The organism is Brevibacterium sp. 91QC2O2, from assembly GCF_024580695.1.
GTDB lineage: Bacteria > Actinomycetota > Actinomycetes > Actinomycetales > Brevibacteriaceae > Brevibacterium > Brevibacterium moorei.
The window spans coordinates 153233-166871 of the sequence record NZ_JANIJY010000004.1; the positions used below are offsets into that span (position 1 = coordinate 153233).

Here is a 13639-nt window from a genome sequence, read left to right on the forward strand (position 1 = left end):
ATCTTGATCACAAGATACTATTTCCCCATGGAATCCACGCAGGACGAGGTCGATCGCATTGTCGGATCCTGGCGCCGCGAGGCACCGGGATTGGACGTCACACCCATGGAGGTGCTCTCCCGGGTGTCCCGCCTGGCCCGCCAGCTGGACCTGGCGCGCAAGTCGACCTTCGCCGCCTACGGTCTGGAGCTGTGGGGCTTCGACGTGCTGTCCGCCCTGCGTCGTTCCGGTTCCCCCTATGAGCTGTCGCCGTCGGCTCTGATCGGCGAGATGATGGTGACGTCGGGGACCATGACCAACCGGATCGACCGGCTGGTCTCCCTGGGCCTGGTCGAACGCCGCCGCTCCCCCCATGATCGACGCGGGGTCCTGGTGCGCCTGACGCCGGCCGGACTGGAACGCGCCGAACACGCCCTGGCCGATCTACTGGTCCAGGAGACCGCGCTGCTCGACGACCTCACGCCCGCCCAGCAGGCCAAGCTGGCAAGCCTGCTGAAGACCCTGGCCCTGGGCTTCGAACGCCCGGCCGAGGACTGACTCCGCTGGGATCCACCACCTCCGCGGGCACACGCCCCGCGGGCCCCGTAACCGGGCCGGGACCTCGCGGTCGGCGGGCGGATAGACTTGGCCCCGACCCAGCTCCGCACTTCCCCTAGGTTGAAGGTTTCTCATGTTGCGCTCCACCTCGTCGGCACAGACCGGCCGCCTCACCCGGGTGCTGGCCGCCTGCACCCTGGGCCTGTCCATCTGGGCCCTGGCCGGCTGCCAGACCGCCGCGGGCGAACGCCCCAAGGGTCAGCCGACCCCCGTCGTCGACGACACGATCTCGGTCAGCCCCGAACCGGCGCAGACCGTCGCCAAGCCCTCCGGCACCCCGGAGGTGGCCCTGGTCGACACCACCCCGGGCGGGGCGCAGAAGTCCGATCCACTGTGGCAGGCCCTGGCCAAGGCCGCCGAATCCGGGAATCCGGCCTATTTCAAGGTCTATGTCCACGTCGGCAATCCCCCGGCGGCCAAGGGTTCCGTGACACTCACCTCCGATACCCCAGACAGCGTCAGCGTCACCGTCGACGCCGCCGCCGTGCACAAGCAAAAGGCCGCGCAGTTCTACCTGTTGCAGGGCACCTTCGACGTGTCCAAGACCGCGGAATCGGCCTACTCACTCAAGACCAAGAGCACCGATGAGATCAAGGGGCTCAACCCTTCGGGGCCGGCCGCAGCCGAACGCTGCAGCAGCGACGATGCGATCGACCGGATCCAGCAGGCGGCGGACACTCTGGCGGACAATCCCTCCAAGCGCGAGGAACTGCGCCTGCAGTGGGCCGCCTCCCCCGAGGTCTGGTGGGGTATCCAGCTGACCGCCGAGAGCCTGCGGGATTCCAATGGCGATGCCGCGGGCGACTATCTGACCGAGGCCTGCGAACCCTATCTGCCCGACGACGAGGGCGGCGAACAGGGCGAGGACTAGCCGCGCCCGGCACAGCTGCAGGCGATACGGCTAGGGGCGGCACAGCTGCGGGCGACGCCCGGCCCCGCTAGCCCCGCTGTGCCGCTTCGTCCTGGCGGGCCAGTTCCGCCTCGTAATAGCGCACCGTGGCCGGCAGGAAGGTGCCGACGAGCACCAGTGCCGCCGGCACGATGACGATCAGGCCCGCTGCAAGATTGCCCAGCACCCCGGAGAACCCGGTGAGCACCAGTAGCACCTGCCAGGCGGTCGAGGCCGGACGGGCCCAGCGGGCACAGCGGGAGAAGGCCCTGGCCATCGCGGCGATACCGGCGCCCAGGATGATGAACATCACGGCCAGGGCCAGCGTGCTCGCCAGGTTCTGCGCTCCAGTGGCCAACTCCAGGACGATCAGCGCGATGGCGAACACGATCATCTCGGCGGCCTCGAGCAGCAGTCCGGTCAGGGCCAGCCTGGCGGTGCCGGGCAGCCGGCGGCGCACCCGGGCGTCCGCGGCGCGCTTCGCCTGCTTGCCGGCGTGCACCTGGGCCGGCGTTCGAGTGGCAGCCGTCGCCTTCTTCCGCAGTTCGAGCCGGCGGATCCGCTCCGCACGGCTCAGCCCGGGCTCATCGGGGTCCGGCAGACCGGCCGGATCCTGCGGGTCGGACGGCTCCTGCGGGCCGGCGGGATCGGAACTCACAGCTCCACCCGTTCGAACCCGGGGATGACGACGTCCTCGAGCAGCCGCTCCCTCTCGTCCAACGGGGCGAAGGCGGCCGAAAGCGCATTGGCGGTGGCCCATTCGAGGTCGTCGAGGTCCCAGCCGGCGTGATCGACCAGCCCGCGCATCTCGCGGGAGACCGAGGTGGCCGACATCAGGCGGTTGTCCGGATTGATCGTCACCGCATACCCCAGGTCCTTCAGGCCCGTGATCGGGTGCGACGAGATGGACCGAGCGGCACCGGTCTGCACATTGGACCGCGGGCAGACCTCCAACGGAATCTGCTGGTCGAGCACCCAGGCGGCCAGCCGGCCCAGGGAGCCCTGGCCGTCGACGACGTCCATGTCCTCGACGATGCGCACCCCGTGGCCGATCCGCTGGGCGTGGCAGGCGGTGATGGCCGAGTGCAGGCTGTCGAGGCCCGCGGCCTCACCGGCGTGGATCGTCACCGGCATGCACTCGGAGTGGAGGTAGTCGAAGGCGCGCCGGTGGTCCGCCGGCGGGAAGCCGTCCTCGGGCCCGGCTATGTCGAACCCGGCCACCCCGGTGTCGCGGTGGCGCACGGCCAGTTCCGCGATCGCCAGGGAATTGTCGTTCTGGCGCAGCGCGGTGAGGACCTGGACGGTGTTGAGCACACGGCCGGCCTCGGCCACGATCGCCTCTCCCTCGTCCAGGCCCCGTTCCACGGCGGCCACAGCGGCGTCCAGGTCCAGGCCCGCGCGCAGGTGCTGTTCGGGTGCCCACCGGACCTCGGCATAGCAGCAGCCGTCCGCGGCGGCGTCGATGACGTATTCGCGGGCCACCCGGGTCAGCGCATCGGCCGTCTGCATGACCGCCACCGTGTGTTCGAAGGTCTGCAGGTACTTCACCAAGTCGCCGGAGTCTGCCGTCTTGCGGAACCACTGGCCCAGTGCGGGCGCATCCGCGGTGGGCAGTTCGTGGTCCACCGCCGCGGCCAGTTCGATGATGGTCTGCGGTCGCAGGGCCCCATCCAGGTGGTCGTGCAGCGACACCTTGGGCAGGGCCAGGATCGGGTCGTGCGCGTCTACGCCGGACGGCGCGGGAAATAGCTCGGTATCCACATCCCCAACTCTAGCCGCCTCGGCCCGCTCAGCCGCCCAGGTGGGCCAGGGCGATCGCCGTATAGACCCGGACGGCCACGGGAAGGGCCGCCTCGTCGACCAGGTAGTCGCCCTGGTGGATGTCGAAGGTGTGCCCGCCGGGGGTGCGCGTGCCCAGGCGGATCAGCGCGCCGGGGCAGTGCGTGAGGTACCACGCGAAGTCCTCCCCGCCCATGGACTGCGGGGTCAACTGCACGCTGGACGAGCCCAGTTCGGCGCGGATCGCGGCCTCGGCCACGGTCACCTCGTCCTCGGTGTTGACGGTGGGGGGCGAACCGCGGCGGTGCTCCAGGTGGACGGTGACGCCGTAGGGCCCGGCGATCCGTTCGACCAGCTCGGGCAGGACCTCGGCGACCTGGTTCCAGCCGTCCACGTCCAGGGCCCGCAGGGTGCCGTTGAGGGTGCCCTCGTCCGGGATCGCGTTCGGCGCGTGGCCGGCTTCGATATGGCCCCACACCAGGGAGATCGCATGGCGCGGGTCGATCAGCCGCGACAGGGTCGAGGGCAGGTCGGTGACCAGTTTGCCCAGTGCGTAGACCAGGTCCTCGGTCAGATGCGGGCGCGAGGTGTGGCCCCCGCGGCCATTCAACCGGATGTTGACGGTGTCACCGGCGGCCGTGATCGGGCCGATCCGCGAGCCGACCTTGCCCACGTCGACATTGGGGTCGCAGTGCAGGGCATAGCAGCAGGGCACATCGTCCAGAACGCCCTGTTCGATCACCCGCATCGCACCCGAGGGAGTGACCTCCTCGGCCGGCTGGAAGATCAGGCGCACCCGCCCGCCCAGGCCGCCGGGCCGGCTCCGCTCGATGCGATCCAGCACCAGGGCAGTGCCCAGCAGACTGGTCAGATGGACGTCGTGGCCGCAGGCGTGGGTCACGCCGGGGGTGGTCGAGGCGAAGGGCGTCCCGGTCAGATCGTCCAGCGGCAGCGCGTCGATATCGGCGCGCAGTGCCACCTTGAGTTCGCCGGTTCCCACCTCGACCACGGCGCCGGTGGGCTCGAGCCGACGCGGGGACAGCCCGGCGGCCTCGAGCCGGGCGACGATCGCGTCCGTCGTGGCGAATTCCTGAAAGGACAGTTCCGGATGGGCGTGGACGTTGCGGCGGAACTCCACCAGCTCGTCGAGCAGGGGCGCCAGCTCTTCTTCAATCAATGCGTTCGGTCCTGTGGGGCTATCGGGGGCGGCGGGGCGCACGGGGTGCGCTGGATATTCCGATCCTACGCCGAGGCCGCGCCCGGGTGCCCCGGTGCTGTCACCGGGCGCAACCTCGGCCCGGGGCGCTCGCGCCCGCGAGTTACCGACCCGCCGGGCGGCGGGTCGGAGCGCCACGGCGGCTACAGCACGTCCGGGCGGCCGGTTTCGCGCAGCGTCTCGACGACGCGTTTAACACTCTGCGCGTGCGTGCGCGAGGCGACCAGCAGGGCATCGCCGGTGTCCACGACGACCACGCCCTCGAGGCCGACCACGGCCACCACCTTGGGCTGGTCGGTCATCACGATGCCCGAGGACTCGACCTCGACGACCTGCGCGCCGGTCTGAGAGGAGATGAGTTCGACCTTCGTCTGCTCGCCGGCGATCGGCTGGCGCAGCTTGGCCACCGAGTCGAAATCACCGACGTCGTCCCATCCGAAGTCACCCGGCACCACGATCACGCGGCCGGCCGCGGCGGCCGGCTCGGCCACCACGTAGTCGATCGACTTCTTCTCCAGCCCGGGCCAGACCTCGGCCAGTACCGCCGTGCGCTCCGGGGTGTCCCAGGCATCGGCGATTCGACGCAGGGCCGTGTGCAGGTCCGGCGCGTGTTCGGCGAACAGGTGCAGCAGCGCATCGGCGCGGGTGATGAACATTCCGGCGTTCCAGCGGTACCGCCCGGAATAGGTGTACTTGCGGGCCACGGAGGCGTTGGGCTTCTCCACGAAGGCCTTGGCCCGCCGTGCGGTCGGGGCGCCGGGCAGGTCCAGCACGGGGCCCGTCTGAATGTAGCCGTAGGCCGTCGAGGGGAAGGTGGGCGTGATCCCGATCGTCACGATGTCCCCGGTGGCGGCCGCCGCGACGGCCTGTTCGATCACGTGCTGGAATTCGCAGGCGTTGGTGATCGAGTGGTCAGCGGAGAAGGATCCGACCACCGCGTCGGGGTCGAGGTCGTGGATGAGCATCGCCGCCAGGCCGATCGCGGCCGCCGAGTCCCGGGGCGAGGGCTCGCTGACGACCCGGTCCGCGCGCAGGCCGGGCAGCTGCTCGCGCACTGCGGCCACATGCGCGTCCCCGGTGACGACCCAGGTGTGCGCGGGATCGACCAGCGGCTCCACCCGGTCCCAGGTCGCCTGCAGCAGGCTGCGGCCGGTCCCCAGCAGATCGTGGAGGAACTTCGGCGAGGACTGGCGCGAGAGGGGCCACAGGCGCGTGCCCGACCCGCCGGCCGGGATGATGGCATGAAGATTGGCGATCATAAGTCCATCCTTACACACGTGAATACGTAAGATCCCGGAATGCCGCGCGCCCCGGTCCGCCAGGCCCCGGCCCGATACATCTGCAAGATGATTTGGACAGCTGAATTCGACGCGTTGTAGAATTACGGCACAGCCCGAGCACGCCCCGGATCACAGCCCTCGCAACACACGCCGACGGGCACACGGGCGGCGTCCCGAGCGCATTTAGAGAACTGGTTCGTGCGCTATTTATGGTTTTGAGACGATCCGTCTTAAGAAACCAGGCAAACACCCAGCGTTTTCGCAGTTGGCAGGCGACGCAGATCTCCTTTGGCTCCGCTAACTGGAATGCGCTAAACCCAGGGCGTACCTTCACGGAGTAACCAACCTTTCTGACTCTCCTGGAGGATCCCGTGGCTAAAGCGTCGACGGGCACCCTGTACCGAGGACATGAGGGGATGTGGTCCTGGGTCGCACATCGCGTCACGGGCGTCGGCATCTTCTTCTTCCTGCTGGTCCACGTGCTCGACACTGCACTCGTTCGCGTCTCGCCTGAGGCATACAACGCCGTTATCGGCACCTATAAGACCCCGTTGATGGGTCTGGGCGAAATCGTTCTTGTCGCAGCCATCGCATACCACGCGTTCAACGGCCTGCGCGTCATCATCGTCGACTTCTGGAAGGGCGGCCCCAAGAACCAGAAGAAGCTCTTCTGGATCATGATGGTCGTTTGGCTGATCATTATGATCGGCTTCGTTCCCCGCCAGCTCATCCACACGTTCGGAGGCTGATCCACGTGACGACGACAATTCCGGCACCGCGGACCGAGTACAACCGCCACAAGACAACCCGCAGCAAGTTCGAGATGTTCGCATGGCTGTTCATGCGCGTCTCCGGCGTGCTGCTGATCGTCCTGATCTTCGGCCACCTCTTCGTCAACCTCTGGATGGGCGAGGGCGTCCACGCCATCGACTTCGGCTTCGTCGGCGGCAAGTGGGCCAATCCGTTCTGGCAGATCTGGGATCTGGCCATGCTGTGGCTGGCCATGCTCCACGGCGCCAACGGTGTGCGCACCATCATCAACGACTATGCGGAACGCACCGGCACCCGGAATGCACTGCAGATCATCCTGGTGGTCGCCGCGGCGATCATCCTCATCCTGGGCACGCTCGTGATCTTCACGTTCGATCCGTGCCCCGCCGGTGCCGATCCCAGCCTCGTCGCCAGCTTCTGCAAGGCCTGAGGCCCGGACCAAAGTTTCGCAAGGAGAATAATCACCTATGCAGGTACATGACTACGACGTCGTGATCGTCGGTGCAGGTGGCGCCGGCATGCGTGCGGCCATCGAATCGGGGCAGCGGGCGCGCACGGCGGTTCTGACGAAGCTCTACCCCACGCGTTCGCACACCGGCGCGGCCCAGGGCGGCATGTGCGCCGCGCTGGCCAACGTCGAAGAGGACAACTGGGAATGGCACACCTACGACACCATCAAGGGCGGTGACTACCTGGTCGACCAGGACGCCGCCGAGGTGATGGCCAAAGAGGCCATCGACGCGGTGCTCGACCTGGAGAAGATGGGCCTGCCCTTCAACCGCACCCCGGAGGGCAAGATCGATCAGCGCCGCTTCGGCGGCCACACCCGCGAACACGGCAAGTCGCCCGTGCGCCGCGCCTGCTACGCCGCGGACCGCACCGGCCACATGATTCTGCAGACGCTGTACCAAAACTGCGTCAAGCACGGCGTGGAGTTCTACAACGAGTACTACGTGCTCGACCTGATCATGACCGAGGTCGACGGCGTCAAGCGCCCCGCCGGCGTCGTGTCCTATGAACTGGCCACCGGCGAAGTCCAGATCTTCCGCGCCAAGTCCGTGGTCTTCGCCACCGGCGGCTTCGGCAAGATCTTCAAGACCACCTCGAACGCCCACACCCTGACCGGTGACGGCGTGGGCGTGGTCTACCGCAAGGGCCTGCCCCTGGAGGACATGGAATTCTTCCAGTTCCATCCGACGGGCCTGGCCGGCCTGGGCATTCTGCTGTCCGAGGCCGCCCGCGGTGAGGGCGCCGTGCTACGCAACTCGGACGGTGAGCGCTTCATGGAGCGCTACGCCCCCACCATCAAGGACCTCGCCCCGCGTGACATCGTGGCCCGGTCCATCGCCAACGAGGTCCGCGAGGGCCGCGGCTGTGGTCCCAACAAGGACTATGTACTGCTGGACCTGACCCACCTGGAGCCCGCGCACATCGACGCGAAGCTGCCGGACATCACGGAGTTCGCCCGCACCTACCTGGGCGTGGAGCCCTACACGGAGCCCGTCCCCGTGTTCCCCACCGCTCACTACGGTATGGGCGGCATCCCGACCAACATCGGCGCCGAGGTCCTGCAGAACGCCACCGACATCGTCCCCGGCCTCTACGCCGCCGGCGAATGCGCCTGCGTGTCCGTGCACGGCTCGAACCGCCTGGGCACGAACTCGCTGCTGGACATCAACGTGTTCGGCAAGCGCGCCGGCGTGGCCGCAGCGGAATACTCCAAGACCGCCGATATGCCGGAGCTGCCCGAAGGTGCCGCCGACTTCGTCATCGACATGGTCGAATCCATGCGGACGTCCAACGGCACCGAATCGGTCGGCCAGATCCGCCGCGAACTGCAGGAGACCATGGACACCAACGTCCAGGTGTTCCGCACCGACGAATCGCTGCGCACCGCGCTGGCCGACATCGAGGCCCTGCGCGAACGCTACAAGAGCGTCGGCATCCAGGACCGCGGCAAGCGCTACAACCTGGACATGCTCGAGGGCGTCGAACTGGGCTTCCTGCTGCAGATCGCCGAGGTCGTCATCGTTGCAGCGCTGCACCGCAAGGAATCGCGTGGCGGTCACGCCCGCGAGGACTTCCCCAAGCGTGATGACGTCAACTTCCTCAACCACACCATGACCTACCGGGATGAGGATTCCGTGGCCGAAGGGGTACCCGGCATGCGCCTGGGCACCAAGCCCGTCGTCATCACCCGGTACCAGCCGAAGGAGCGTAAGTACTGATGACTGCAAATCCTGAATCCGCGATCGCGGAGCCGGCTTCCAAGATCGAGCTGCCCTCCCACGTCTCCGGTGAGGGCGGCGAGATCCCGTCGTTCGACTGCACCTTCAAGATCGCCCGGTTCGATCCCGAACAGGATTCGGAACCGCACTGGGAAGAGTACAAGGTCACAATGTACGGCACGGACCGCGTGCTGGACGCCCTGCACAAGATCAAGTGGGACATGGACGGTTCGCTGACCTTCCGCCGGTCCTGCGCGCACGGCGTGTGCGGCTCCGATGCCATGCGCATCAACGGCCGCAACCGCCTGGCCTGCAAGACCCTGCTGAAGGACCTGGACACGTCCAAGACCATCACGGTCGAGGCCATCAAGGGCCTGCCGCTGGAAAAGGACCTGATCGTGGACATGGAACCGTTCTTCCAGTCCTACCGCGAGATCATGCCCTTCCTCATCACCTCGGGCCACGAGCCCACGCGTGAGCGGCTGCAGTCGCCCGAGGACCGGGCGATCTTCGACGACACCACGAAGTGCATCCTGTGCGCATCGTGCACCTCGTCGTGCCCCGTGTTCTGGACCGACGGCCAGTACTTCGGTCCGGCCGCCATCGTCAACGCGCACCGTTTCATCTTCGATTCGCGTGACGAGGGCACCGACCTGCGCCTCGAGGTGCTCAACGACAAGGAAGGAGTGTGGCGCTGCCGCACCACCTTCAACTGCACCGAGGCCTGCCCCCGTGGCATCCAGGTGACCAAGGCCATCTCGGAGGTCAAGCAGGCCCTGCTGGCCCGCGCCTTCTGATCGCCTGATCCACCCGTGCCCATAGGCGCGGGTGGCTCCACAAATGCACGTGTGGCCCGAAAACTCATGAGTTTTCGGGCCACATCTGTCTTTGTGGAGCCACTCGGGTACCACCGAGTGGTTTGTGGGTTTCGGGGCGCGCCGGGGCGGGTTCGAACACCCGGACGCCACCCCGTCCTAGACTCGGGGACGTGAGTCTTCCCCCTTACACACAGCGCAGCCATGTCCGCTCCGACCCCGCCGCCGAGGCCCCTGCCGCCACCCGCGGCACCCGCACCTCGGGTAGCGCCGCCTCGGACGCCGGCGGACTCGCTGCCCGTGACACGTTCGCCCGCCGCCGCGGCCTGGCCTGGCTGGCCGCGTGCCTGGCGACCGCGATCGTGCTGGTCACCGGTGCCGTCCACGCCCCCGATCCCGCCGAGGCCGCCAAACCTCGCGGTGTGCCATCGGTCGATGCCAGTTCGTACATCATCGGCAGTCTGGACACGGGCAACGTCCTGGCCGCGTGCAATCGCAACGACCAGATGCGTCCGGCTTCGACGCTGAAACTGCTGACCGCGCTGGGCCTGGCGGATTACTACAAGGACAAGAAGACCCGGATCAAGATCAGTAAGGCCACTGCAGGGGTCGAACCGACGAAGATCGGCGTCAAGGCGGGCTACTCCTACACCGCCGACCAGCTGTTCCACGCGATGCTCATCATGAGCGCCAACGACGCCTCCCAGGCCCTGGCCCAGGGTGCGGGCGGCACCAAGAAGGCCATGGCGATCGTCAACGCCAAGGCCAAGCAGATCGGCATGAAGAACACCGTCGCGAAGACCCCCAACGGTCTTGACGCGCCCGGCCAGCACGTCACCGCCAAGGACATGATGGTTCTGGCCAAGCACTTCACGCAGAATAAGTACCTGATGAGCGTGGTGAAGAAGACCTCGTACACCTTCCCGGGCGGGGTCAAGTACAAGACCAAGGGCGGCAAGCAGGTCGTATCCAAGCGCTCGGGCTCGCAGAAGATCTACTCTCACACCAAGATCGCCGGCTTCATCAAGGGTGGGCAGGGCCTGAAGAACGGTTGGACCTCCAAGGCCCTGGGCACCTTCGTGGCCGTGGCCAAGCGCGGTGGCAAGAGCTATGTGGTCGTCATCCTGCATTCATCGGACCAGCCCCGCCGACCGGCGATCGATATGCTGGACTGGGCCTTCACCCACAGGTCCGCCAGCGTCGGCAAGGTCGACTTCAAGAAGCTCGAGCAGAAGCCCAAACCGAAGCCGAAACCGAAGCCCACCCCCACGCCGTCCAAGGCGCCGGCGCTCTCCCCGGGGACCACCGACGACAATGCCGGACCCAACCATCTGACGGGCGGTGTCTCCCAATAATCCGTCCGCCCCGTAGAATCGGCCTGTGTTGCGCAATTCCCTGAACCACTCGCGGCGTCGGACCCTGGAACCGACCCGTCTCCGGTCGGCCCGAGTGGCACTCTGCCTGCTGCTGGCCCTGCTCCTGACGGCCCTCGGCTCGCTCGGATCCGCTCCGGCGCAGGCAGTGCCCAAGCCGGACCCGCAGGCCACGACCAGTGCGAAGCCGGAGGGCAAACGGGATAAGCAGGGCATGTACGTCACCCCCAAGATCGCCGATGGCAGCGCGGCACCGCGGCTGTGGGCCGAGTCCTGGATGGTGGCCTCCCTGGACTCCGGGCAGGTTCTATCGGAGAAGGACCCGGAGAAGAAGCTCTGGCCGGCCTCCGTGCTCAAACTGTTGACCGGCCTGGCGCTGATCGACCAGTTCCCCACCGCAGCCGATCGCGAGAAGAAGTACAAGGCGACCCGCGCCGAGGAGAACGTCGACGGCACCAGGGTGGGCCTGGAGGCCGGGCACAGCTATACGATCGACTCCCTGTTCCACGCCATGCTCATGATGAGCGCCAATGACGCGGCCTACGCCCTGGGTCAGGCGGCCGGCGGGCAGGCCAAGGGTCTGGCACTGCTGAATAAGAAGGCGCGTGCCATCGGGATGACGGGGACCACTGCCAAGACCTTCAACGGGCTCGACGCCAAGGGCCAGGCAATGACCTGCCACGACCTGGTGGTGCTGGCCAAGCACTTCACACAGAACAAGTACCTGATGCAGGTCGCGGGCACCACCAACTACAAGTTCGATACCGGGCTCGACGCCAAGCAGAAGAAGGCGCAGGCGAAGAAACAGGCCAAGGCCAAAAAGTCCGGCAAGACGTTCACCGGGACCCCCGCATTCATGGAGGTTCCCAACCACACGAAGATCGCGGGCGTGGTGCCCGGCGGCCTGGGGTTGAAGAACGGCTACACGATCAAGGCCAGGGGCTCGTTCGTCGCAGTGGTCAAACGGGGTGGCAAGACCTTCGTCGCAGCGATCCTCAAAGCCACCGACCAGCCCCGGCAACCGGCGATCGACATGCTCGATTGGGCCTTCAAACAGATTTCGCCCACACCGGTCGACACCATCGACTTCGAGGCGATCGACCAGTCGGTCGCCAAAGTCGGCCCCATTCCCACGGCCCGGAACCCTGCGGGCGCCGCGGCCGAGGACCCGGCCGACAACCGCGTCTTCGGAGACTCCGCGGCCCTGTGGGGTGGCGGACTGATGCTGGTCATCGTAGTGCTGGGCATCGGCTTCATCTTGGGCAAACGGATGCGCCGGGCCTCCCGCACCCGCCGCCACTGAGACCGGGCCGGATCCGGTCCGGCCGGCTTACTCGTGCTGCAGGCCCGACTCGACTGCTCGGCCTGTGTGCGGAATGAAAAAATTGAAATAACTGTACGCGGTAGCCCCCGAAAAGCAGGCCGGGCTCCCTGCGACCGACTATAGAGTTCGCCTATGAGCTACCCGCAACAGCCCGGTCAGTTTCCACAATTCCCCGCTTCGCCGCTGTACCCGCCGCAACCACAGGGCTACGCCGCGCAACCCTATCCCGGGCCTGCGGCGATGCCCGCCGAGTCGGCTATCGACCTGGCCCGGCTGACCTCCGAGCCCGCCCGGCTGGTCCCCCTGGCCTGGGGCGCCTACTGGTGGAGGGTGATCGGCGGGATCGCCCTGACGGTGGCGCTGTTCTACTTCGTCAGACTGGGGTTGACCCCGGTTGTGGAATTGGTCGTAGGTGACCATCTTGATGGTTTGGGCGTAGTGGCGGGCAGCTATGTCTTCAGCACATTGGCCCTCGGCACATACGCCCTCGCCACCGTCGTCCTCCCCCGGGATTACAAGATGGAACTCATCGCATTGGGGATTCTGGCGTTCGGATATGCAGTGCAGCCGTTCTTATCCTTATTCCAGATCCACCTACGCGAAACCCTCGCTCTGACCAGCGGGGACTTCCGGCTGGTCATCATCAACATGGTCGCTCCCATGTTCCCCATAGCCGCCTGGCTGGTCATCCGTAGACGATCGATCCTGGCCATCGTCGTGGGCAGCGTCAGTTTCTCTGTGTTCTACACGTTGATCTTCTCCTACCTCCTGGCCATGGCAATGCCGGAGGAGATCGTCATCTACATGATCCCGGTCCTGGGCCATGGAATGGGCGTCTCACCGTTCATACCCGTCACCTTCTACTTGCTCTTCTTCGCCGGATCCGCCTGGCTGGCCAAGGGCGTCCACGAACTCCAGGCATCGACGGCCAGGAGTCGGCTGGGTCTGAGCAGGGCCGCAGCGGACCGGGCTATCTCCAATCGAGCAGCTTCCTACCGGGACAGCGTCACGGCCGCACCCGGCGGCACCATCGCCACGGGCATAGTGCCCACCAGCCCACTGGACGCAACCGTGCCGGGAGCCGCCCCGTACCCAACCGGCTACCCGACGGGACGGACCAACGGCCTGGCCCCGGCCTCGGTCATCAGTGTGTGGTTCGTGGGCGCCCTGGGACTGATCCTAGACTACGTAGCGCTGGGACAGATCCGCCGCACGGGCGAGGCCGGCCGAGGTATGGCCCTGACCGCGATCATCGTCGGCTGGGCGTCGCTTGCGATCGGACTCATCGTCTTCCTTGTGCAGCTCGTGGCCCTGGCCCAGCTGCGCAGCGAACTGGGCCTGTAGACGGCGGCCCCTAGATCACCCTG

General features: G+C 67.0%; 13 protein-coding genes. 9 read left to right on the forward strand and 4 right to left on the reverse strand.

The genetic code is table 11. The features are described 5' to 3' along the window. Positions 1-27 precede the first annotated feature (27 nt). Both NQ036_RS05240 and NQ036_RS05245 read left to right on the forward strand, forming a co-directional pair. Entirely contained in the window at positions 28-537 is a 510-nt protein-coding gene (locus tag NQ036_RS05240) for a MarR family winged helix-turn-helix transcriptional regulator (protein ID WP_257048624.1), read from the forward strand. A 133-nt stretch (positions 538-670) separates the two neighbouring features. Further along, positions 671-1468, forward strand: coding sequence for a hypothetical protein (locus tag NQ036_RS05245; RefSeq protein ID WP_257048623.1), 798 nt, complete (start codon positions 671-673; stop codon positions 1466-1468). Between the two features lie 67 nt (positions 1469-1535). On the opposite strand, the gene NQ036_RS05250 is transcribed toward NQ036_RS05245, so the two are convergent. The 4 genes from NQ036_RS05250 to NQ036_RS05265 all read right to left on the reverse strand — a co-directional run bounded on the left by NQ036_RS05250 (position 1536) and on the right by NQ036_RS05265 (position 5740). Beyond that, entirely contained in the window at positions 1536-2144 is a 609-nt protein-coding gene (locus tag NQ036_RS05250) for a hypothetical protein (protein ID WP_257057542.1), read from the reverse strand. Then, positions 2141-3247: an adenosine deaminase gene (locus NQ036_RS05255; RefSeq protein ID WP_257057544.1), complete on the reverse strand. Its 1107-nt coding sequence runs from the start codon at positions 3245-3247 to the stop codon at positions 2141-2143. The genes NQ036_RS05250 and NQ036_RS05255 overlap by 4 nt, the downstream gene beginning before the upstream one ends. A gap of 28 nt (positions 3248-3275) precedes the next feature. Continuing rightward, positions 3276-4442: an amidohydrolase gene (locus tag NQ036_RS05260; RefSeq protein ID WP_257057546.1), complete on the reverse strand. Its 1167-nt coding sequence runs from the start codon at positions 4440-4442 to the stop codon at positions 3276-3278. 182 nt (positions 4443-4624) lie between these two features. Then, positions 4625-5740 carry a mannose-1-phosphate guanylyltransferase gene (locus NQ036_RS05265; protein WP_257057548.1) on the reverse strand — a complete coding sequence of 372 codons (1116 nt, stop codon included), beginning with the start codon at positions 5738-5740 and terminating at the stop codon, positions 4625-4627. A 392-nt stretch (positions 5741-6132) separates the two neighbouring features. Here NQ036_RS05265 and sdhC point away from each other — a divergent pair, with 392 nt between their 5' ends. From sdhC to NQ036_RS05300, 7 genes are all read left to right on the forward strand, one after another. Beyond that, on the forward strand, positions 6133-6510 hold the full coding sequence (gene sdhC / locus NQ036_RS05270) for a succinate dehydrogenase, cytochrome b556 subunit (RefSeq protein WP_257048618.1): 378 nt from the start codon (positions 6133-6135) through the stop codon (positions 6508-6510). Then, entirely contained in the window at positions 6510-6962 is a 453-nt protein-coding gene (locus NQ036_RS05275) for a succinate dehydrogenase hydrophobic membrane anchor subunit (RefSeq protein WP_257057598.1), read from the forward strand. Before sdhC ends, NQ036_RS05275 begins: the two co-directional genes overlap by 1 nt. A 37-nt stretch (positions 6963-6999) precedes the next feature. After that, complete coding sequence (gene sdhA / locus NQ036_RS05280; protein ID WP_257048617.1) at positions 7000-8760, forward strand: succinate dehydrogenase flavoprotein subunit; 1761 nt, start codon at positions 7000-7002, stop codon at positions 8758-8760. Continuing rightward, entirely contained in the window at positions 8760-9557 is a 798-nt protein-coding gene (locus NQ036_RS05285; RefSeq protein WP_257048615.1) for a succinate dehydrogenase iron-sulfur subunit, read from the forward strand. Before sdhA ends, NQ036_RS05285 begins: the two co-directional genes overlap by 1 nt. A gap of 191 nt (positions 9558-9748) precedes the next feature. Then, positions 9749-10930 carry a serine hydrolase gene (locus NQ036_RS05290; protein ID WP_257057550.1) on the forward strand — a complete coding sequence of 394 codons (1182 nt, stop codon included), beginning with the start codon at positions 9749-9751 and terminating at the stop codon, positions 10928-10930. A gap of 25 nt (positions 10931-10955) precedes the next feature. After that, positions 10956-12251, forward strand: a complete 1296-nt coding sequence (locus NQ036_RS05295) for a serine hydrolase (protein ID WP_257057552.1) — start codon at positions 10956-10958, stop codon at positions 12249-12251. A 153-nt stretch (positions 12252-12404) separates the two neighbouring features. Then, on the forward strand, positions 12405-13616 hold the full coding sequence (locus tag NQ036_RS05300) for a DUF4190 domain-containing protein (RefSeq protein WP_257057555.1): 1212 nt from the start codon (positions 12405-12407) through the stop codon (positions 13614-13616). Positions 13617-13639 lie beyond the last annotated feature (23 nt).